Consider the following 20,625-nt stretch of genomic DNA (forward strand, 5'->3'; position numbering starts at 1 on the left):
CGTCACCCGCTGCCCGGCCGGTGGATACTGCCCCCATGGGCAAGACCTACGAGCGGATCGAAGGCCGGCTGAAGGACTTCATCGAGGCGCAGCCGCTGTTCTTCACGGCCAGCGCGCCGCTGGCGGCCGACGGGCACGTGAACCTGTCGCCCAAGGGGCGCCGGGGCACCTGGCGGGTGCTCGACGAGCACCGGGTGGCCTTCCTCGACTTCGGCGGCAGCCACGCGGAGACCCTCGCGCACCTGCGGGAGAACGGGCGGATCACGCTCATGTGGTGTGCCTTCGACGGCCCGCCGAACATCGTGCGCGTGCACGGCACCGGCGAGCCGGTCTTCCGCGACGACCCGCGCTTCCCCGACCTGGTCGCCGGGTTCGGCGACGCCGACGGGCCCGGACTGCGGGCGGTCGTGGTGGTCACCGCGAAGCTGATCACCGACACCTGCGGGTTCGCCGTGCCGTTCCTGGACTACCGGGGCGAGCGCGCGCTGCACGCGGACTACTTCGGCCGCAAGACCGACGAGGAGTTCGCGGCCTACTGCGAGTCCAAGGACCACAACGGGGCGAGCATCGACGGCCTGCCCGCGCTGCCCCTGCCGCTGCCGCCCAGGTAGACCGACCCGGGTAAACGACCCGGGTAAACGGTCCAGGTAGACCGACTCCGGGGGTCCGGGCGGGCCCGGCGCGGAACCGCGCCCGCCCGTGCGACCACCACCGACGTGGCCTACCTCTTGCACTATAGTGTGTGGCACACGGTATTGTGTCGGACGTGCCCGATGATGAGCTGCTCTCCACCCACCTCCAGGAGTTGCGCCGGGGAACCGCGGTGCTGGCCTGCCTGCTCGTCCTGAGGGAGCCCAACTACGGCTACGCCCTGCTGGACCTGCTCGACCGCCGCGGTTTCGCGGTGGACGCCAACACGCTCTACCCGCTGCTGCGCCGGCTGGAGAAGCAGGGCCTGCTGACCAGCGACTGGAACACCGACGAATCGCGGCCGCGGAAGTTCTACCGGACCAGTCCGGACGGCGAGCGGCTCGCGAGCGCCCTGAACCACGACTGGGACCAGCTGAACACCGCGTTCCGCGCCCTGAGGGGGACACCATGACGAGCACGGCCGAACTGACCGAGCGGTACGTCGACGCGGCGCTGCGCCGGCTGCCGCACCGGCTGCGCCCCGACATCGAACGAGAGCTGCGCGCCTCCATCGCGGACGCCGTGGACGCCCGCGTCGACGGCGGAGCCGACCCCGCGGCGGCCGAGCGGGCGGCACTCGCCGCGCTCGGCGACCCCGTGCAGCTGGCGGCCGGGTACGCCGACCGGCCGCCGCACCTGGTCGGGCCCGCCCACTACCCCGACTACCGGCGGCTGCTGACGGTGCTGCTGGCGACGGTCGTGCCGGCCGCGGCCGCGGCGGTCGGGCTCGCCGGGGTCGGGCGCGGCGAGCCCGTGGCGGACGTGCTCCTGGGCGCGCTGGGCGCGGCGGCCACGACCGGCGGGCACATCGCGCTCTGGACGACCGCGCTGTTCGCCCTGATCGAGCGGGCGCCGGCACTGCGCCGCGCCGTCCCCCGGGGGTGGGCGCCGGAGCAGCTGCCCGAGCTGCCGGGCCGGCGCGCGAAGCACGCCGAGCTGGTCGCCGCGACCGCGGCGCTGGTCCTGGGCGTCGCGCTGGTCCTGCTGTCGCCGACGCTCACCACGGTGACCGACGGCGATGGCGACCCGGTCGGCCCGCTGTCGCCGTGGCTGTGGGACACCCGCTTCGTCCACCTGTTCGCGGCCCTGCTGGTGGTCGCCCTGGGCCTGGTCTTCGCCAGGCACTACGCGCGCTGGAGCGCGCCCGTCGCGGTGGCCGCCGCCCTGGTCGACGTCACCTGCGCGGTCGCGCTGGTCTGGCTGGTCGCCAACGACCGCGTGCTCAACCCCGCCTTCGTCACCGCCGCCGGCTGGTCCGGCGGGCTGGTGCGGGCGATCGGGATCTGCCTCTGCGTGCTCGCCGCCACGACCGTGCTGCACGCGGTCGGCGCGGCGGCCGCGCGCACCCGCCGCTGACCTCCCGGAGGGACGTTGAAAGCCATCACCTACACCCGTTACGGCTCACCGGACGTGCTCCGGTACACCGACGTGCCGGCACCGGAGGCCGGCCCCGACGAGGTGCTGGTCCGGGTCCGGGCCGCATCGCTCAACTTCGGCGACCGGGCGGCCCTGCGCGGCGAACCCCGGCTGATCCGCGTCGCCTTCGGGCTGCGCGGGCCCAGGGCGACGATCCTGGGGCGCGCCGTCGCGGGCGTGGTCGAGGCGGTCGGGGCGGGCGTCACCCGGTTCGAGGTCGGCGACCGGGTCTTCGGCGAGGTCGACCAGCGCGGCTTCGCCGAGTTCGTCGCCGCGCCGCAGGACCGCCTGGCGCGCATCCCCGACGCGGTGGGCTTCGACCAGGCCGCCACGCTGCCGGTGGCCGGGGTCACCGCCCACCAGGCGCTGCGGCTCGGCCGCGTCCGGGCCGAGCACGCGGTGCTGGTCAACGGCGCGTCCGGCGGGGTCGGCACGTTCGCCGTGCGGCTGGCCGCGCTGCTCGGCGCGGAGGTGACCGCGGTGTGCGGGGGGCGCAACGCCGAGCAGGCGCGGGCCCTGGGCGCCGCGCACGTCGTCGACCGCCACCGGGAGGACGTCACCGCCGGCGCCGGCCGCTACGACGTGGTCGTCGACCTCGCCGGCGACCACCCGCTGTCGGCCATGCGGAAGCTGCTGACCCCGACCGGGATCTACGTCGCCTCCACCGGCAACGGCGGCCCGGTGCTCGGTCCCGCGCCGCGCCTGCTGGCCGTGCTCGCGCTGTCGCCGTTCACGGGCCGGCGGCTGCGCCTGCTGACGGCCAGGCCCGACGTCGACGACCTCGCCCACCTGGCCGGGCTCGTGGCGTCCGGGGAGCTGGTGCCGGCGGTGGAGCGGACCTTCCCCCTGGCCGAGACAGCCGAGGCCGTCCGGCACGTCGAGGTCGAGCGCGCCCGCGGCAAGGTCGTGCTCGTGGTCCCGGGCTGAGGGGCCGCGCCGGGTCGGACCGCCCCTGAAGGACGAATGCCGAAGGACGAATGCCGAAGGGCAGATCCCAGGGGGCAAACCCGGGGGCAAATCCGCTTCTGCTCGCGGATCCCGGTGTGGCATCGTCCCGCGGCATGGCGACGGACCACCTGTTCTTCTGGGGGCACGAGACGCGGCCGGGCGCGCCGGTGGGCAGGCAGTGCCTGAGCCAGTGGTACGAGGCGCCGTTCACCGAGGACGGCCGCACCTACTTGACGGCCGAGCACCACATGATGGTCGGCAAGGCGCTGCTGTTCGGCGACGAGCACACCGCCCGTCGGGTGCTCGCCGCCCGCACGCCCGCCGAGGCGAAGTCGCTGGGCCGCCAGGTGCGCGGGTTCGACGAGGACACGTGGGTGGCCAACCGGGTGGACGTGGTCGTGCGCGCGAACCTGGCGAAGTTCGGCGCGCACGACGAGCTGCGGGCCTACCTGCTCTCGACCGGCAACCGGGTGCTGGTGGAGGCCAGCCCGGTGGACCGGATCTGGGGCATCGGGCTGGCCGCCGACGACGAGCGGGCGAGGGACCCGGCCTCCTGGCGCGGCCTGAACCTGCTGGGCGAGGCGCTGATGACCGTGCGGGAGCGGCTGCGTGGGTGAGCGCGCGCCGGGTCGGGGCGTGAGCGCGGTCTCGCCGCGGGTGACGCCGGCCCTCGCGACCACGAACCGGTGACGGGTGGGGGACCGGCCCCGCGCAGCACGCCCCCGAGCGGCCGCTCCCGATCTACGCTGACGCCTGCGGGAGGGGTGACGCCGATCACCCCGGGAAGGGGGCGGTCGTGCTGGTCGGAGCTCAACCGGATCGGGGCGGGCTGCGCCGGGTGACCGGCCTGGCCCGCACCACGCCCGGCCGGTTGAGCCTGCTCGCACTGCTGCTGGTCGTGGTCGCCCTGCTGGTCGGCGGCCTGACCGCGGCGTCGGTGCAGCGCCGCTCCGCCGCACTGGAGGCCCTGGCCGACCGCAGCGAGCCGCTGGCGTTCGCCGCCCAGGAGGTCTACCGGGCGATGGCCGACGCGGACGCCACCGCGGCCGGGGCGTTCCTGTCCGGCGGCGTGGAGTCGGCGGCCCTGCGGCAGCGGTACGAGCAGGACGTGGCCGAGGCGGCGGCCGCGCTGTCCGCGGCGACCGCCGGGGCCACCCGCTCCCCGGAGCTGACCGCCGCGCTGGCCACGCTGTCGGGGCGGCTGCCGGTCTACACCGGGCTGGTCGAGACCGCCCGCACCCACAACCGGCAGGGCAACCCGGTGGGCGCGGCCTACCTGCGGCAGGCGTCGCACCTGATGCGGTCGGAGCTGCTGCCCACCGCGCGGGAGCTGTACCGGGTGGAGACCGGCAACGTGGTGCGCGACCTGGACCGCGCCGGGTCGCTGCCGTGGCCGGAGCTGCTGCTGGGGGTGGCCGCGCTGGTGGCGCTGGTGCTCGCCCAGCGCTGGCTGACCCGCCGCACCAACCGGGTGCTCAACCCGGGCCTGGTGGTGGCCACCGCGCTGAGCGCGGTCTCGCTGGTGTGGGTGCCGGCGGCCGGCCTGCTGGCGGTCCACCACTCGGCGGCGAGCAGGGACGGGGCCGAGCTGGTGGACGTGCTGGCGCGGGCGCGGATCACCACCCTGACCGCGCGCGGCGACGAGATGCTGACGCTGGTGGCGCGCGGCAGCGGCGCGGACTACGAGAACGCCTTCGTCGACCGGGACGGGCAGCTGGCAGACCTGCTGGGGCAGGCCCGGCAGCGGAGCGGCGCGCCGCCGGTGGTGGCGGCGCTGGAGCACCACGAGCGGTGGCGGGAGGTGCACCGGCGGGTGCGCGAGGCCGACGACCGGGGCGACTACACGACCGCCGTGGCGCTCGCGCTCGGGCACGCCGAGGGCGGCGCGGCCACCGCGTTCGACGCCCTCGACGACGCCCTGGTGGAGGCCATCGGGGTGTCGCGGGCGCGGCTGACCGACACGATCGGTCGGGCGCGGGGCGCGCTGGGCGGCGCGGTGCCCGGGGTGGTGCTGCTGGCGCTGCTCACGGCGGTGGCCACCACGTCCGGGCTGTGGCAGCGGCTCAAGGAGTACCGATGAGGCGGGGGTGGCCGGTCGCGGTCCTGCTCGCGGCGCTGCTGGCGGGGTGTTCGCCCGTGCCCAGCGCCGCGCCGCCGATCGTGGGTTCCTCGCCGGTGGCGCCGTGGCCCGCGGGGGCGTCGGAGCTGACCGGGCCGCCGTCCTCGACGACCGCGGCGCCCGAGTCGTGCGACCCGACGGCCAGCCTGCGCCCCTCTGGTCCGCTGCCGCCGGTCGGGCAGGTGCCCGCCGGGTCGACCGTGGACCGCATCCGGGCGCGCGGCAGGCTGATCGCGGGCGTGGACCAGAACACCTACCTGATGGGGTTCCGCAACCCGTTCTCCGGCGAGCTGGAGGGCTTCGACGTGGACATGGTCCGCGAGGTCGCGCGGGCCGTCCTGGGGGACCCGGGCGCCGTCCAGTTCAAGGTGCTGACCTCCGAGCAGCGCATCCCGGCGCTGGTGGAGCGCCGGGTGGACGTCGTGGTGCGCACCATGACGGTCACCTGCGAGCGGTGGCGGCAGGTCGCCTTCTCCACCGTCTACCACCAGGCCGGGCAGCGGGTCCTGGTTCCGGTGGACTCGGGGGCGACCGGCATCGGGTCGCTGGGCGGGCGGCGGGTGTGCGCGACCAGGGGGTCCAGCTCGCTGGCGAACGTGGCCGCGGCGGCGTCCCGCCCGGTCCCGGTGTCGGTGCCGGACTGGACGGACTGCCTGGTGATGCTCCAGCAGGGGCAGGTCGACGCGATCTCCACCGACGACACGATCCTGGCCGGGTTCGCCGCGCAGGACCCTTACACGAAGGTGGTGGGCCCGCAGTTCACCGCCGAGCCGTACGGGATGGCCTTCCCCCGGGCTGACGAGGACTTCGTGCGGTTCACCAACGCGCTGCTGGAGCGGCTGCGCGCGGACGGCACGTGGGCGTCGATCCACCGGCGCTGGCTCGGTGAGCCGCCGGCCCCGCCCGTCGCGGTGTACCGGGACTGACCGTGGGCGGCGGGGCACTCGCGTGGAGGCGGGAGCGTTCTTCCTGTGTGGTGGTGAGCGCGGTGCCGGCGAGGACGGAGGCCCGATGAGGACGTGCCCGAGGTCCGGCTGCGGTGGGGCGGTCGACGGCGACGGCCGCTGCGAGGCGTGCGGGGTGGAGGCCCCGGTCCTGGTCAGGACGATGCCGAGCCCGGCGCCGGGGGACGCGCGGCCTGCTCCGGCGGCGGGGTCCGGGGCAGCGGCGGGGGCGCGGGTCGGGGCCGGTCCGGCCACCCGGCCCGGCTCCCGGGTCGGCCCGGAGACTGCCGACCCGGTGGCCGATTCGGCAGCCGGCGCGGTGACCGGTGAGGCGACCGCCTCCGCGATCGGTGCGGCGACCGGTGCGCACACGGGCCCCGGCACCGGTCCGGGCACCGCGCCGTGGTCGGCGAGCGTGCCGTCGGGCGGTCGGGCGCGGCGGGCGTCGGCGTCGACCCTCTCGTCGGGGCGCGGCCGGTTGGGCGCGGGGCTGGTGGAGGTGCCGCGGGTGCCCTACCGGGACCCGAAGACGGCCGTGCTGGCGAACCCGGAGGTGCCCGAGGCCAAGCGGTTCTGCTCCGGCTGCGGCAAGGAGGTCGGACGCGCCCGAGAGGGGCGGCCGGGCCGGGTGGAGGGGTTCTGCGCGCACTGCGGCCACCGCTACTCCTTCACCCCGAAGCTGGCACCCGGCGAGGTCCTGCACGGCCAGTACGAGGTGCTGGGCTGCCTGGCGCACGGCGGCCTGGGCTGGGTGTACCTGGCCGCCGACCACGCGGTCAACGACCGGTGGGTGGTGCTCAAGGGCCTGCTGGACTCCGGTGACGCCGACGCGATGGCCGCGGCGATCGCCGAGCGGCGGTTCCTGGCCGAGGTGGAGCACCCGAACATCGTCAAGATCCACAACTTCGTGCGGCACGCCGACCGGCGCACCGGCGAGCTGGTCGACTACATCGTCATGGAGTACGTCGGCGGCACCTCCGTCAAGGAGATGCTCGACGCGGTGCGCGCCGACGGCGCCGGATCCGGGTCGCTGCCGCCCGCGCAGGCCATCGCCTACGCGCTGGAGGTGCTGCCCGCGCTGGGCTACCTGCACGGGGTGGGCCTGCTGTACTGCGATTTCAAACCGGACAACGTGATCCAGACCGAGGAGCAGCTCAAGCTGATCGACCTGGGCGCGGTGCGGCGCGCGGACGACCGCCACTCCCCCATCTACGGCACCCTGGGCTACCAGGCGCCCGAGATCGGCTCGGTGGGTCCGTCGGTGGCCTCCGACCTGTACACGGTGGGCCGGGCGCTGGCCGTGATGACCTTCCGGTTCGACTTCCGCCGCGCCCACCGGGAGTCGCTGCCCCCGCCGGCGGAGCAGCCGCTGCTGCGCGAGCACGACTCGCTGCGCCGGTTCCTGGCCCGCGCCACGCACCGGGACCCGGACCAGCGGTTCGCCACCGCCGAGGAGATGGCCGAGCAGCTGACCGGGGTGCTGCGGGAGGTGCTGGCGCAGCAGGACGACGTGCCGCGGCCGGGGTTGTCGCGGCAGTTCACGCCGGAGCGGCGGGCGTTCGGCACCGAGGTCACCGGGACCGGGCGGGAGCCGGCCGCGCGGGCGGTGGCGTCGGGGCTGCCGGTGCCGCAGGTGGACACCTCCGACCCGGCGGCGGGGTTCCTGGCCACGGCGGCGGGCGGTGACCCGGACCAGACGGTGACCGCGCTGCGCGCCGCGCCGGTGCGCACGGTGGAGGTGCGGTTGCAGGTGGTGCGGGCGCTGGTGGAGGCCGGGCGGGTGGTCGAGGCGGCGGCGGAGCTGGACGAGCTGACCGCGGTGCCCTGGCCCTCCTCGTGGTTCGACCCCGACGACCCGGAGGAGCCCGCGCCGGACGACTGGCGGCCCGGCTGGTACCGCGGGGTGGTGGCGCTGGTCGACGGCCGGCCGGGGGCGGCGCGGGCGGCGTTCGAGCAGGTGTGCGACGTGCTGCCGGGCGAGGCGGCGCCGAAGCTGGCGGCGGCGGTGTGCGCGGAGCTGGCCGGCGAGCCGGACGCGGCGGCCCGGGGTTACCGGGTCGTGTGGCGCACGGACCACTCGTACGTGTCGGCGGCGTTCGGGTTGGCGCGGGTACTGGCGGCGCGCGGCGACCGGGAGGCGGCGGTGGAGGTGCTGCACTCGGTGCCGGACACCTCGGTCCACCACGTGGCCGCGCAGGTGGCGGCGGTGCGGGTGCAGGCGGTGGGCGGGTTGGCGGACGTGGTGGCGGCCGGGGCGCGGCTGGCGGCGGTGGAGCTGGACGTGGCGCGGCGGGCGGTGCTGACCGCCGAACTGCTGGGGGTGGCGTTGGAGTTGCTGCCCGACGGCGCCGCGGCGGCGCGGGGTGGGAAGCTCCCGGGTGGGAGGCTGCTGGGGTGCGAGCTGGACGAGGTGGGGCTGCGGTTGGGCCTGGAGCGCTGCTACCGGCAGCTGGCCCGGCTGGCGGACACCGCCGAGGAGCGGATCGCCCTGGTGGACCTGGCCAACGCGGTGCGGCCCAGGACGTTGGTGTGACGGTGGCGCCCGGACCGGTGGCGCCCGAACGAGTGGTATCCGGACGAGTGGTACCCGGAACGGTGGATCGCAGGATGACGGCATGACGAAGGACTCCCCGAGGGACTCGTGCCCGGAGTGCGCGGCTCCGGTCACCCCGCAGGACCGCTTCTGCGAGGCGTGCGGGCGCAACCTGCGCGTGCGGCGGACGCCCGTGGGTGGGCCGGGGACGGGCGAGGCGCGCGACCGGGTGGAGTTCGCGCTGCCCGGGGTGGCCGGGGTGAGCGACCGGGGCCGGCGGCGGCGCCGCAACGAGGACTCGATGGCGTTCGGGCGGGTTCGGGGCCGCGGGGTCGCGGTGGTGGTGTGCGACGGGGTGGCGTCCTCGGAGCGGGCCGAGCAGGCGTCGCAGGTCGCCGTGGACACGGCGGTGGACGTGCTGCTGACCGGGTTGCGGGCGGGTGCGGACGCGGAGGTGTCCACCGCGGACGCGGTGGCGGCGGCGAACGCGGCGGTGGCCGGGCTGGCGCGACCGGAGGCGGCGGAGGTCGCGCCGTCGTGCACGTTCGTCTCGGCGGTGGTCAGCGACGACACGGCCACCGTGGGGTGGGTCGGTGACAGCCGCGCCTACCTGGTGGCCGGGTCCGGCGCGGCGCGGTTGACCGTGGACGACACGTGGGCGGCGCAGCTGGTGGCGGAGGGAGTGCTGACCGAGGAGCAGGCGCTGACCGACCGGCGGGCGCACGTGCTGTCGCGGTGGCTGGGCGCGGACGCGGGGCCGGTGGAACCGCAGGCGGTGACCTTCCGGGTGGAGACGCCGGGGCTGCTGGTGCTGTGCAGCGACGGGCTGTGGAACTACCTGCCGGAGCCGGAGGACCTGGTGGCGGCCCTGCCGCGCGGGGTGCCGCCGGCGGAGGTGGCGCGGGGGCTGGTCGAGGTCGCGCTGGAGGCCGGGGGGCACGACAACATCACGGTGGCCGTCGTGCAGCTGCGGGGCGGGCCCGGCGCCTGAGCCCGACCGGTCGGGTGCGGCGGGTGGTACCGGTCTGGTGCCGCCGGGCGGCCCAGTGCCGTGTCCGCCGTCGCGGGGGTTTTCCGCCGTAACGCCGACGCGGGAGTCGATCACCTGCCTACGGTGGTCACGTGCGGATCACAGGGGGGACCGCCGTCCTGGTCACGGGGCTGGCGGCGATCGGTGGCGCGGCGGTGTACCTGGTGTCGACCGGGCACACCGGTGTGCGGTACTCGGCCGACCACGACGGCACGGTGCCGCTGTGGTTCCGGTGGGTGCCGGCGCTGGTGGGGATCGCCCTGGTGCGGCTGGTGCCGTTCGAGTCGGTCTCCCCCGGTGAGCCGCCCCGGCGGTGGCGCGCGCAGCTCGCGGTGCTGACCGCGGCCGCGGTGGCGTACGCGCTGGTGCTGCCGTTGGCGGACGGCGACGCGGGATACCTGGTGGTGAAGCTCGCGCTGCTGGCGGTGGTGCCGGCGGTGCTGCTGCGGCGGGTGCGCTGGTCGCCCGCCCGGCCCACCGGCCGCCGCTGGGTGCCGCTGGTGCCGGTGCTGGGGTGGCTGCTGGTCGCCTACGCCACGCCCCTGGCCCCGCCGGCGGACGACCCGGGGCCGGCCGCGGCGGCGGCGCTGCTGGCGGCCCTGGTCCTGGGGTTCGGCGTCAACGCGGTGCTGGAGGAGCTGTTCTACCGGCGCTGGTTGCAGACGCGCTGGGAGTTCGCGGTGGGCCCGTGGCCCGCGATCGTGCTGTCGTCGCTGCTGTGGGCGGTGTGGCACGTCGCCATCCAGGGCACCGGCGACCTGCCGGTGGACCTGGCGTCGGCGGTGGTCAACCAGGGGGTGCTCGGGCTGTTCCTGGGTTACCTGTGGAGCCGCTACCGGCTGGTGTGGCCGCTGCTGGTGGTGCACGGCGCGGTCAACTCGGTGCCGATCCTGCTCGGCGTCCTGCTCCGGTGAGCACCGAAACGGATGTGCGGACTCCTTGGAGGGGTTGATGGCCGATGCGGTTGACCTGGTGCTGGCCCAGTGGTCGGTGCAGCGCCCGGACGTGGACACCTCGCCGATGGCGGTGCTGTCGCGGGTGACGCGCCTGTCGCGGCTGCTGGAGCGGGAGCTGCGGGAGTTCCTGGCGCACTACGACCTGGAGCCCGGCGAGTTCGACGTGCTGACCACGCTGCGGCGGGCCGGGCCGACGCACGGCATGACCGCCGGCGCGTTCCTGTCGGCGTCGCTGGTCACGGCGGGCGCGATCACCAACCGGATCGACCGGATGGAGGTCAAGGGCCTGGTGGAGCGGGTGGCCGACCCCGCGGACCGGCGGGTGGTGCGGATCAAGCTGACGCCGCGGGGGCGGGAGCTGGTGGACGGGATGCTGGGCGAGCACGTCGCCCACTACGCGCGGCTGCTGGAGCCGTTGGACGACCGGACCAGGCTGGTGGTCGCCGACGCGCTGCGGACGCTGCTGGAGGTGTGCGAGTGACGGTGCGGGAGCTGCCGCTCCCCGGCGGCGCCGCCGGGCACGACGAGCACCGGGGTGGTGTGCCCGCTGCTCACAGCGGGCACACCACCCGTCAGCGGGGCACGGCGTCGAGCGCCTTGTAGATCCGCTTGTCGGAGACGGTGTAGCGGGTGCCGATGGTCTGGGCGAAGTAGCTCAACCGCAGCTCCTCGATCATCCACCGCACCTCGTCGAGCTCCTCGTGCGGCTCGTCGGCGGGCAGGGCGGCGCGCAGCTCCCGGTACTCGGCGTGGACCTCGTGGACGCGGTCCATCCACTCGCGGTCGCGGTCGAGGTTGTGCGGCAGCTTCTCCAGCCGGCGGGCGATGCCCTGGAGGTAGCGGTGCACGTCGGCCAGCCGGTCGGCACCCGCGCCGGTGACGAAACCGGGGTGCACCAGACCCGCGAGCTGGGCCCGGACGTCGGCCACGGACGCGTCGAACACCGCGCCGCGCACCGCGCCGATGCGCAGCTCCACGTCCTGGGCGGCCTCCAGCACCCGCCGCACCTGGTGCACCACGTCGAAGGTGGTCTCGCCCAGGCCGCGGCGGACCAGGTCGGTGAGCTTGGCGAAGTCCTGCTCGTTCCACACCGGGCCGCCGGCGTCGCGCAGCAGCTTGTCCGCGGCGGCGCCGATGCAGTCGGCCAGCAGCGGGGCGACGCCGCCGTGCGGGTTGCGGGTCAGGGCGAGCTTCTCGGCGTTGTTCAGGCCGCGCTGGAGCGACTTGACCGGTGAGGGCACGCCGAGCAGCAGCAACCGGCGGGTGCCGCGCCACATGGCGTGCCGCTGCCGTCCCGGCGTGTCGAGGATCTCCACGGCCACCGACTCGCCCTTGTCGACCAGCGCGGGGTAGGCGGTGACCACGATGCCGGAGCGGCGGCTCTGCACGGTGCGCGGCAGGTCGCCGATGTCCCAGCGGGTCAGGCCGGTGCGGGCGAGGTTGCTCGCGGCGGCGGCCAGCGACTCCCGCAGCTGCCCGCGCAGCCTGGCCTTGAGCGCGGCCAGGTCCTTGCCGGTGGCCAGCTCGCGGCCGTCCTCGTCCAGGACGCGGAAGGTGAGCTTGAGGTGCTCGGGCACCTGCCCCAGCTGCCACTCGTCGCGGTGCACCACCACACCGGTCAGCCGGCGCAGTTCGCGCTCCAGGGCCGGCAGCACCGGCTCGTCGGGGTCCATGCCGCTCAGGGCCGCGGCGGCGACGTCGGGCACGGGCACGAAGTTGCGGCGGACGGGCTTGGGCAGCGACCGGATCAGCGACACCACCAGCTCGGTGCGCATCCCGGGCACCTGCCAGGACAGCGCGTCGTCGGGCAGGGCGGTCAGCGCCGGCAGCGGCAGGGCGACCGTGATGCCGTCGACCGGCGCGCCGGGCTCGAACCGGTAGGTCAGCGGCAGGCTCAGCCCACCGCGTCGCAGCTCGTCGGGGTACGCCTCCGGGATGATGCCGGCGCGCTCGTTGACCAGCATCGCCCGGTCGAAGGTGAGCAGGTCCGGCTGCTCGCGACGGGTCTTCTTCCACCACGTGTCGAAGTGGCGGACCGAGACGACGTCGGCGGGCACGCGCTGGTCGTAGAAGTCGTAGACGACCTCCTCGTCCACCGCGATGTCGCGGCGGCGGGCCCGGTTCTCCAGCTCCTCGACCTCGGCCAGCAGCTCCCGGTTGCGGCGGACGAACTCGTGGTGGGTGGTCCACTCCCCCTGCACCAGGGCGTGGCGCAGGAACAGCTCGCGCGACAGCCCGGGGTCGATGCGCCCGTAGTCGACCTTGCGGGAGGTCACGATCGGCACCCCGTAGAGGGTCACCCTCTCCAGCGCCACCACCGCGCCGCGCCGGGCCTCCCAGTGGGGCTCGCTGTAGGTGCGCTTGACCAGGTGCCCGCCCAGCTTCTCGGCCCACTCGGGCTCGATCTTCGCCACGATCCGGCCCCACAGCCGGGAGGTCTCCACCAGCTCGGCGGCCATGACCCACTGCGGCGGGGTGCGGAACAGCGCCGAACCGGGGAAGATCGCGAACTTGGCGTTGCGGGCGCCGAGGTACTCGGTGGCGGCCCGCTTGCCCGGCTCGCGCTTGGGCACGTCCTTGAGCCCGATGTGCGACAGCAGGCCCGACAGCAGCGACAGGTGGACGTTGCGCGGGTCGGCGGGCTGGTCGTTGACGTGCACCCCGAGGGTCTTGGCGACCTGCCGCAGCTGCTGGTAGACGTCCTGCCACTCGCGCACGCGCAGGTAGTTGAGGAACTCGGCGCGGCACAGCCTGCGGAACTGGTTGCTCGACAGCTCCTTCTGCCGCTCCCGCACGTACTGCCACAGGTTGAGGTAGGCCACGAAGTCCGACCCGGGGTCCTTGAACCGGCCGTGCTGCTCGTCGGCGGCCTGCTGCTTGTCGCTGGGCCGCTCCCGCGGGTCCTGGATGGACAGCGCGGCGGCGATGACCATCACCTCGCGGACGCAGCCGTTGGCGTCGGCCTCGACGACCATGCGCGCCAGCCTCGGGTCGACGGGCAGCTGGGCGAGCTTGCGGCCCAGCGGGGTGAGCTTCTGCTCGGCGGGCACCATCGCGCCCAGCTCCTGGAGCAGCTGCACGCCGTCGGCGATGTTGCGCGACTCGGGCGGGTCGATGAACGGGAACGCGGCGATGTCGCCCAGCCCGATCGAGGTCATCTGGAGGATGACCGAGGCGAGGTTCGTGCGCAGGATCTCCGGATCGGTGAACTCCGGCCGCGCGTCGAAGTCGTCCTCGGCGTAGAGGCGGACGCAGATGCCCTCCGAGACGCGACCACAGCGGCCCTTGCGCTGGTTGGCCGACGCCTGCGAGATCGGCTCGATCGGCAGCCGCTGCACCTTCAGGCGGTGGCTGTAGCGGGAGATGCGGGCGGTGCCGGGATCGACGACGTACTTGATGCCCGGCACGGTCAGCGAGGTCTCGGCGACGTTGGTGGCCAGCACCACGCGACGCCCGGAGTGGGCCTGGAACACCCGGTGCTGCTCGCCGAAGGACAACCGCGCGTACAGCGGCAGCACCTCGGTGTCGCGCAGGTCCAGCGCGGCGAGGGCGTCGGCGGTGTCGCGGATCTCGCGCTCGCCGGACAGGAACACCAGCACGTCGCCGGGCCCCTCGGCCTGGAGCTCGCGCACGGCGTCGCAGATGGCCCCGGCCTGGTCGCGGTCGGGGTCGGCGTCCGGGTCGTCGGGGTCGACGACCGGGCGGTAGCGGACCTCGACGGGGTAGGTGCGGCCCGAGACCTCGATGATCGGGGCGTCGCCGAAGTGGCGGGAGAACCGCTCGGGGTCGATGGTGGCCGAGGTGATGACGACCTTGAGGTCCGGGCGGCGGGGCAGCAGCTGCTTGAGGTAGCCCAGCAGGAAGTCGACGTTGAGGCTGCGCTCGTGGGCCTCGTCGATGATGATCGTGTCGTAGCGCGACAGCATCCGGTCGCCCTGGAGCTCGGCGAGCAGGATGCCGTCGGTCATGAGCTTGACCAGCGTGTCGTCGCCGGACTGGTCGGTGAACCGGACCTTGTAGCCCACCGCGCTGCCCAACTGCGTGTCCAGCTCCTGGGCGACCCGCTCGGCCACAGTGCGCGCGGCCAGCCGGCGCGGCTGGGTGTGGCCGATCTGACCCAGCACGCCGCGACCCAGCTCCAGGCAGATCTTGGGCAGCTGGGTCGTCTTGCCCGAACCGGTCTCGCCGGCCACGATCACCACCTGGTGGTCGCGGATGAGCGCGGCGATGTCGTCCTTGCGGGCGCTGACCGGCAGCTCGGCCGGGTAGGTGATCTTGGGCACCGCCTCGCGGCGCAGCGCCACCTTCAGCTCGGCGGCCTCGATCTCGGCCTCGATCTCGGCGTGGACGGCCGCCCGCGCCCGGTCGTCGCGGACCTTGCGGGCACCGTCCAGGCGGCGCCCCAGCCGCCGCTGGTCCCGCGTCATCAGGTCGGGCAGTCGTTTACGCAGGTCAGCGTGCGAGGTGGTACTCATTTGGCGTCAAGGATATCCGGCAGGCGGGACAGGGGCCGACGGATTAACCGCCGGCCCCCCGCCGCTCACCCCGGGTAGGGGCTCCGACCGGCACGCAGGTCGGCGGCCAGCTCGCCCAGCCGGGCCATCAGCAGCCGGTGCAGCCCGGGGCCGAGGCTGACCCGCGCCACACCCAGCCCGGCGGCCTCGACCGGGGTCGGCGAGCCGGGCACGTGCAGGTGGTTGACCGGTCCGCCGACCTCCCGCACGAACGCCGCGAGGTGCCCGGCGGGCATGGTGATGGGGTAGACGCAGTCCGCGCCGGCGCCCAGGTACGCCCTGGCGCGCCGCACGGCCTCCTCGAACGCCGCGCCGGTCCCGTCGCCGGGAACCCCGGGCCCGGCGGTCCCCGGGTCCAGGGCGAACACGTCGACCCGCGCGTTGATCACCAGCTCGGGGTCCGCCGCGCGCACCGCCGCCAGGAACTCGACCTGCTCGGCCACGTCCACCAGCCGCCCCGTCTCCGGGTCCGAGTCCTCCAGGTTGCAGCCGACCGCGCCCGCCTCCGCCAACCGCTCCGCGATCACCTCCGGCGGCAGCCCGTAACCGCGCTCGACGTCGGCCGTCACCGGCACCCCCACCGCCGCGGCCACCCGGCGGATCGCCGCGAACGCCTCGTCCGCGGGCACGCCGTGGCCGTCGGGGTAGCCCAGGGCGGCCGACACCGCGGCACTGGCGGTCGCCACGGCGGGAAAACCCGCCCCGACCAGGACCCGCGCCGAGGCGGCGTCCCACACGTTGGGCAGCACCAAGGGGTCCCCTGGCACGTGCAGCCCGCGCAGCAGCCGGGCGCCGGTCATCGTTTCGATCACCACCCGATCATCCGGCACCGCGACCGGCACGGCCCGGCGAGCGCGCCAACCCCGAACCCACGCGCCCGCCACGACCACAAACCGCCGTTCGGCGGATGGCGCACCGGCGCACCTCCCGATCTGCTGGACCACGCGATGAGTCGGGGGACCCATCGACGGGGGAGTTGGTTTGTTCCGACCGGAGCCGGTGCCCGTGCTGCCGCCCAGCACCGCACTGGCCGACCTGGCGACCGCGGGCGAGGACCACGCCTGGCTGGTCGGCACCACCGGCGTGTTCACCAGCCGACCCTCCACCCCGCTGGTCCTGCGCTGGACCGGCGACACCTGGCACGAGGAACCGCTCCCCGACCTGCCCGCGCCCGCCAGCCTCGCCGGCGTCACCGCCACCGCGCCCGACGACGTGTGGGCCGTGGGCAACAGCGGCGGCCGCCCCCTGGTCCTGCACTACGACGGCACCACCTGGCGCACCCTGGACACACCACCCATGACCTGGGCCAAGACGATCGCCGCCGTCGGCCCCGACGACGTCCACGTGGTCGGCGCCGGCCGCGACGGGCTCCACTGGAACGGCACCACCTGGCACGCGCGCACCGTCCTGTCCTCCGCCCGCGAGAACCTCCAGACCCTCACCCCCACCGGCGACGGCCGGCTCTGGGCGGGAGGCGGCGGCCTCGCCGGCGTCGGCGCCGCCCGCTACGAGTACCCCGTCCTCGTCCGCTGGGACGGCCACACCTGGCACGACCTGCCGGGACCCCACCTCGAACGCGGCCACGTCGCCCGCCTGGCCGCCGCCGCGCCCGACGACGTCTGGCTGGCCCACGCCCGCGACACCCACGAACTGCGCCTGCACCGCTGGACCGGCTCGGCCTGGCACGAGGTCCCCTCCCCCGACGCCCCCGACCGCCTCAGCCTGCACGGCGTCGCCGCCGGCTGGACCTGGGGCGTCCGCGCCGGCCACCGCAGCTTCGACACCCGCCCCGCCTTCCACCGCTGGACCGGCGCCGACTGGGCACCCGTGCCGCTGCCCGACGACCTCGCCGGCACCTCCGCCTCCCACGTCGGCCTCACCACCACCGGCGCCACCACCTGGGCCTACCTCAAGACCGCGGTCGGCGTCCACGTCCTGCGCCACACCGCCCCCTGACGCCCGACCCGGGCACCCGTGCCGCCGCTGCCGCTACGGGGAGGGCCGACCCCGGTCGTCCTCACGCGGCCGGCCGGGCACCACCGCGCGCGTGATCGACTCCAGCACGCCGGGGAACCGGCGCTCCATCTCCTCGTGCCGCAGCTCGTGCGTGCGGTAGCTGCCCTGCGGCGTCACGCGCAGCACACCGGCCTCGCGGAGCACCTTCAGGTGGTGCGAGAGCGTCGACATGCCGACCGGCACGTCGAACTGCCCGCACACGATCCCGCCCGAGCGGGCGAGCTCGGCCACTATCCGCAGCCGGACCGGGTCCGCGAGTGCGCTGAGCACGGTCGACAGCGGGATGTTCGCCACGTCCGGGTGTTGTAGGGCGCGCACGGGTGAGCATCGTAGTTCCCGCTGTCAAGGTTTTTTTAGTCAACACTGAAGTCTCTACACTCGATAGAGTGAACTTCGCCCTCGATCAGGGGACAGGCGGGGTGGCGTCGGATTGTGACCGAAAGCGCACGGTGCGCTGTTAACTGTAAACAGGGGCGGTTCTTCCGGCGTGGACCACCCGGATCAGCGCACTACGCTGCCCGTCGGCTTGCCACGATTTGTTTCCACGGCGTTTCCACGTGCTTTGAGCTGCGGTTTTGGCCGGTTTTCCGGGCCGCGGCAGGGAGCTGACCTGCGCCGGCCCTCCCCCGCTGCCGCCGGGTCACCCGAGAAGAGGGCATTTACCCGGGCATTAACGCCAATACGATCGACACCACGAGGCCGCTCGCCGCCCGGCCGAGCGCACCGTGGCCCCGGACCACCCTGCACCGTCCGGGGCCACGCACCGCTCCGGGGACCTCCACCGGGAGAACCCCTGCCGGGAACCCTTGCCGGGAACCGCCGCTACGGGCCGGTGCCGCCGCCCACCACCGCGTCGGAGGACGGCGCCTCCCCCTTCTCCTCCGCCGGCGGCACGAGGCCGCTCAGGTCGCCGCCGTTGTCGTTGACGCGCAGCACGAACGGCCGGGTCGCGGTGTACTGGACCACCGACACCGAGGCGGGGTCGACGACGATGCGCTGGAACCCGTCCAGGTGCACGCCCAGGGCGTCGGCCAGCACCGCCTTGATGACGTCGCCGTGGCTGCACGCCACCCACACCGCGCGGGGGCCGTGCTCGGCGGTGACGCGGGCGTCGTGGGCCCTGATCGCCGCCACGGCGCGCGCCTGCACGCCCGCCAGGCCCTCGCCGCCGGGGAACACCGCGGCGGACGGGTGCTGCTGCACGACCGCCCACAGGGGTTCGCCGTAGAGGTCCTTGAGGGGGCGGCCGGTCCAGTCGCCGTAGTCGACCTCGGCCAGCGCCGGTTCGACCGCGGGGTCGAGGCCGCGGGCGGCGAGCAGGGGCGCGAGGGTCTGCCGGCAGCGCTCCAGCGGTGAGCTGACCACCGCGTCCACGGGCAGGGCCGCCAGGCGGTCGACGAGCCCGGCGGCCTGGCGCTCGCCCTCCTCGGACAGCGCCACGCCGGGTTGGCGCCCCGCGAGCACGCCCGCCCCGTTGGCGGTGGACCGGGCGTGTCGCAGCAAGATCACGGTAGCCACCCGGCCACCTTATGTCGCGTTGATGAGCCCCATCGACAGCAGGCCCATCAGGACCATGCCCAGCAGCAGCCGGTACCACACGAACACCGAGTAGCTGTGCTTGGAGACGTAGCGCAGCAGCCAGGCGATGGTGGCGTAGCCGACGACGAACGACACGATCGTGGCCACGATCATCTGCGGCACGCTGGCGGCGTTGGGCTCGGCGCGTTCGAGCACGTCGGGGATGCTGAAGATGCCCGCGCCGAACACCGCGGGCAGGGCCAGCAGGAACGAGTAGCGGGCGGCGGAGGCCCGGTCCAGGCCGAGGAACAGGCCGGCGGTGAGCGTGCCGCCGGAGCGGGACACGCCGGGGACCAGGGCCAGCGCCTGCGCCAGGCCCATGCCGACGGCGTCCTTGAGCTGGAGCTTCGTGCGGATGTGCTGGGCGAAGTGGTCGGCCAGGCCGAGCAGCAGGCCGAACACGATCAGCATGGTCGCGGTGATCCACAGGTTGCGCAGCGAGGACCGGATCTCGTCCTTGAACAGGAAGCCCAGCACGCTGATCGGGATCGACCCGATGATGACGTACCAGGCCATCCGGTAGTCCTCGGTGGCGCGGGCGGCCTTGCTGAACAGGCCGCGGAACCAGGCGCCGATGAAGTTGCCGATGTCCCTGGCGAAGTAGATCAGCACGGCCAGTTCCGTGCCCAGCTGGATGACCGCGGTGAACGACGCGCCGGCGTCGTTGCCGAAGAACAGCGTGGAGACGATCCTGATGTGACCCGAGGAGGAGATGGGGAGGAACTCGGTAAGACCCTGGACGAGTCCCAGAACGATGGCCTGCAGCCAGCTCAACTACCCACTCCTGCCAGATCCAGAGCTTCGGACGCCGTCCGCAGTGCGGCGATCCCCTGCTCAAGATCTTGCAGCATGGGCGAAAGTGTGAGCGTGGTGACCCCCGCCTGCGCGTAGGCCCTCATGCGGTCTGCTATGCGCTCCTTGGGGCCCAGCAGCGAGACGGCGTCGAGGAAGTCCACCGGGAGCGCGGCCATGGCGCCCTCGTAGTCGCGGGCGAGGTACCTGTCCTGCACCTCGGCGGCCTCGGCGGCGAAACCCATGCGCGCGGCGAGGTCGTTGTAGAAGTTCTTCTGGCGGCTGCCCATGCCGCCGACGTAGAGGGCGGCGTAGGGGCGGACGTGGTCGGCGCAGGCGCGCCAGTCCTCGCCGATGAACAGCGGCGCGGTGGGCACGACGTCGAACCCGTCGAGGGTCTTGCCTGCCTTCTCCCGGCCCGCCCGCAGCGCGGCGAGGGAGTCGGCGGAGTGCTCCGGGGAGAAGAAGATGGCCAGCCAGCCGTCGGCGATCTCGCCGGCCAGCTCGACGTTCTTCGGGCCGATGGCGGCGAGGTAGACGGGGATGTGCTCGCGCACGGGGTGCACGGTGAGGGTCAGCGCCTTGCCGGGGCCGTCGGGCAGGGGCAGCCGGTAGTGCTCGCCGTCGTAGCGCAGGCGCTCGCGGCGCAGGGCGGCCCGCACGATGTCGACGTACTCGCGGGTGCGCGCCAGCGGCTTGTCGAAGCGCACCCCGTGCCAGCCCTCGGAGACCTGCGGCCCGGACACGCCCAGGCCCAGGCGGAAGCGGCCGCCGGAGAGGGTGTCGAGGGTGGCGGCGGTCATCGCGGCCATGGCGGGGGTGCGCGCGGGGATCTGCATGACGGCGCTGCCGACGTCGATGCGGTTCGTCTGCGCGGCCACCCAGGCCAGCACGGTGGGCACGTCGGAGCCGTAGGCTTCGGCGGCCCACACCACCGAGTAGCCCAGTCGGTCGGCTTCCCTGGCCAGTTCGAGGTTCGCGGCGTCGTTGCCCGCGCCCCAGTACCCGAGGTTCAGTCCCAGTCGCACACGCGGACCGTACCGGCCGGTAACCCGAGCCGCCAGGGCGGACCCGGTGGGAATACCCCTT

18 protein-coding genes are annotated in these 20,625 nt (G+C 74.5%); 12 read left to right on the forward strand and 6 right to left on the reverse strand.

Translation table 11 applies throughout. From position 1 onward, the window contains the following. Nucleotides 1–35: 35 nt before the first annotated feature. The 11 genes from Q5530_RS23765 (at nucleotide 36) to Q5530_RS23815 (ending at nucleotide 11,117) form a co-directional block, all read left to right on the forward strand. Entirely contained in the window at nucleotides 36–611 is a 576-nt protein-coding gene (locus Q5530_RS23765) for a pyridoxamine 5'-phosphate oxidase family protein (RefSeq protein ID WP_415364965.1), read from the forward strand. 155 nt (nucleotides 612–766) lie between these two features. Continuing rightward, nucleotides 767–1,102, forward strand: a complete 336-nt coding sequence (locus Q5530_RS23770) for a PadR family transcriptional regulator (RefSeq protein ID WP_415364966.1) — start codon at nucleotides 767–769, stop codon at nucleotides 1,100–1,102. Continuing rightward, nucleotides 1,099–2,046, forward strand: coding sequence for a permease prefix domain 1-containing protein (locus tag Q5530_RS23775; RefSeq protein WP_415364967.1), 948 nt, complete (start codon nucleotides 1,099–1,101; stop codon nucleotides 2,044–2,046). The genes Q5530_RS23770 and Q5530_RS23775 overlap by 4 nt, the downstream gene beginning before the upstream one ends. 15 nt (nucleotides 2,047–2,061) lie before the next feature. Then, nucleotides 2,062–3,033, forward strand: a complete 972-nt coding sequence (locus Q5530_RS23780; protein WP_415364968.1) for an NAD(P)-dependent alcohol dehydrogenase — start codon at nucleotides 2,062–2,064, stop codon at nucleotides 3,031–3,033. A 134-nt stretch (nucleotides 3,034–3,167) separates the two neighbouring features. Beyond that, complete coding sequence (locus tag Q5530_RS23785; protein WP_415364969.1) at nucleotides 3,168–3,671, forward strand: NADAR family protein; 504 nt, start codon at nucleotides 3,168–3,170, stop codon at nucleotides 3,669–3,671. A gap of 179 nt (nucleotides 3,672–3,850) precedes the next feature. After that, the gene (locus tag Q5530_RS23790; protein WP_415364970.1) at nucleotides 3,851–5,134 is read left to right on the forward strand and encodes a hypothetical protein; all 1,284 of its coding nucleotides are present in this window, start codon (nucleotides 3,851–3,853) and stop codon (nucleotides 5,132–5,134) included. Continuing rightward, nucleotides 5,131–6,099 carry a glutamate ABC transporter substrate-binding protein gene (locus tag Q5530_RS23795; RefSeq protein ID WP_415364971.1) on the forward strand — a complete coding sequence of 323 codons (969 nt, stop codon included), beginning with the start codon at nucleotides 5,131–5,133 and terminating at the stop codon, nucleotides 6,097–6,099. Before Q5530_RS23790 ends, Q5530_RS23795 begins: the two co-directional genes overlap by 4 nt. A gap of 85 nt (nucleotides 6,100–6,184) precedes the next feature. Beyond that, a complete protein-coding gene (locus Q5530_RS23800) occupies nucleotides 6,185–8,650 on the forward strand; it encodes a tetratricopeptide repeat protein (protein WP_415364972.1) in 2,466 nt (821 codons plus the stop codon). 82 nt (nucleotides 8,651–8,732) lie between these two features. Next, nucleotides 8,733–9,641 (forward strand): protein phosphatase 2C domain-containing protein, encoded by a 909-nt coding sequence (locus Q5530_RS23805; RefSeq protein WP_415364973.1) that lies wholly within the window; start codon nucleotides 8,733–8,735, stop codon nucleotides 9,639–9,641. Nucleotides 9,642–9,772: 131 nt separating this feature from the next. Next, nucleotides 9,773–10,594 carry a lysostaphin resistance A-like protein gene (locus tag Q5530_RS23810; protein ID WP_415364974.1) on the forward strand — a complete coding sequence of 274 codons (822 nt, stop codon included), beginning with the start codon at nucleotides 9,773–9,775 and terminating at the stop codon, nucleotides 10,592–10,594. Between the two features lie 37 nt (nucleotides 10,595–10,631). Further along, nucleotides 10,632–11,117: a MarR family winged helix-turn-helix transcriptional regulator gene (locus tag Q5530_RS23815; protein ID WP_380635119.1), complete on the forward strand. Its 486-nt coding sequence runs from the start codon at nucleotides 10,632–10,634 to the stop codon at nucleotides 11,115–11,117. 91 nt (nucleotides 11,118–11,208) lie between these two features. Here the strand turns inward: Q5530_RS23815 and hrpA are convergent, their stop codons facing one another. Next, complete coding sequence (hrpA, locus tag Q5530_RS23820; RefSeq protein WP_415364975.1) at nucleotides 11,209–15,111, reverse strand: ATP-dependent RNA helicase HrpA; 3,903 nt, start codon at nucleotides 15,109–15,111, stop codon at nucleotides 11,209–11,211. Between the two features lie 65 nt (nucleotides 15,112–15,176). After that, complete coding sequence (locus tag Q5530_RS23825) at nucleotides 15,177–15,950, reverse strand: isocitrate lyase/PEP mutase family protein (protein ID WP_415365133.1); 774 nt, start codon at nucleotides 15,948–15,950, stop codon at nucleotides 15,177–15,179. A 181-nt stretch (nucleotides 15,951–16,131) separates the two neighbouring features. Between Q5530_RS23825 and Q5530_RS23830 the strand changes: the two genes are divergently transcribed. Further along, nucleotides 16,132–17,106, forward strand: coding sequence for a hypothetical protein (locus Q5530_RS23830; protein WP_415364976.1), 975 nt, complete (start codon nucleotides 16,132–16,134; stop codon nucleotides 17,104–17,106). Between the two features lie 33 nt (nucleotides 17,107–17,139). Here the strand turns inward: Q5530_RS23830 and Q5530_RS23835 are convergent, their stop codons facing one another. The 4 genes from Q5530_RS23835 to Q5530_RS23850 form a co-directional block, all read right to left on the reverse strand. Beyond that, nucleotides 17,140–17,484, reverse strand: a complete 345-nt coding sequence (locus Q5530_RS23835; RefSeq protein ID WP_415364977.1) for an ArsR/SmtB family transcription factor — start codon at nucleotides 17,482–17,484, stop codon at nucleotides 17,140–17,142. Between the two features lie 504 nt (nucleotides 17,485–17,988). Further along, entirely contained in the window at nucleotides 17,989–18,684 is a 696-nt protein-coding gene (locus Q5530_RS23840) for a histidine phosphatase family protein (protein WP_415364978.1), read from the reverse strand. Nucleotides 18,685–18,693: 9 nt separating this feature from the next. After that, nucleotides 18,694–19,518: an undecaprenyl-diphosphate phosphatase gene (locus tag Q5530_RS23845; RefSeq protein ID WP_380635107.1), complete on the reverse strand. Its 825-nt coding sequence runs from the start codon at nucleotides 19,516–19,518 to the stop codon at nucleotides 18,694–18,696. Continuing rightward, a complete protein-coding gene (locus Q5530_RS23850) occupies nucleotides 19,515–20,564 on the reverse strand; it encodes an LLM class F420-dependent oxidoreductase (protein WP_415364979.1) in 1,050 nt (349 codons plus the stop codon). The genes Q5530_RS23845 and Q5530_RS23850 overlap by 4 nt, the downstream gene beginning before the upstream one ends. Between the last annotated feature and the right edge of the window lie 61 nt (nucleotides 20,565–20,625).

It is taken from the genome of Saccharothrix sp. BKS2, assembly GCF_047689505.1.
Classification (GTDB): domain Bacteria; phylum Actinomycetota; class Actinomycetes; order Mycobacteriales; family Pseudonocardiaceae; genus Actinosynnema; species Actinosynnema lopnurensis.

Coding starts and splice junctions, on each gene's coding strand:
- Q5530_RS23765 (WP_415364965.1), top strand. CDS start 36: ATGGGCAAGACCTACGAGCGGATCGAAGGCCGGCTGAAGGACTTCATC.
- Q5530_RS23775 (WP_415364967.1), top strand. CDS start 1,099: ATGACGAGCACGGCCGAACTGACCGAGCGGTACGTCGACGCGGCGCTG.
- Q5530_RS23785 (WP_415364969.1), top strand. CDS start 3,168: ATGGCGACGGACCACCTGTTCTTCTGGGGGCACGAGACGCGGCCGGGC.
- Q5530_RS23795 (WP_415364971.1), top strand. CDS start 5,131: ATGAGGCGGGGGTGGCCGGTCGCGGTCCTGCTCGCGGCGCTGCTGGCG.
- Q5530_RS23800 (WP_415364972.1), top strand. CDS start 6,185: ATGAGGACGTGCCCGAGGTCCGGCTGCGGTGGGGCGGTCGACGGCGAC.
- Q5530_RS23805 (WP_415364973.1), top strand. CDS start 8,733: ATGACGAAGGACTCCCCGAGGGACTCGTGCCCGGAGTGCGCGGCTCCG.
- Q5530_RS23815 (WP_380635119.1), top strand. CDS start 10,632: ATGGCCGATGCGGTTGACCTGGTGCTGGCCCAGTGGTCGGTGCAGCGC.
- hrpA (WP_415364975.1), bottom strand. CDS start 15,111: ATGAGTACCACCTCGCACGCTGACCTGCGTAAACGACTGCCCGACCTG.
- Q5530_RS23825 (WP_415365133.1), bottom strand. CDS start 15,950: ATGACCGGCGCCCGGCTGCTGCGCGGGCTGCACGTGCCAGGGGACCCC.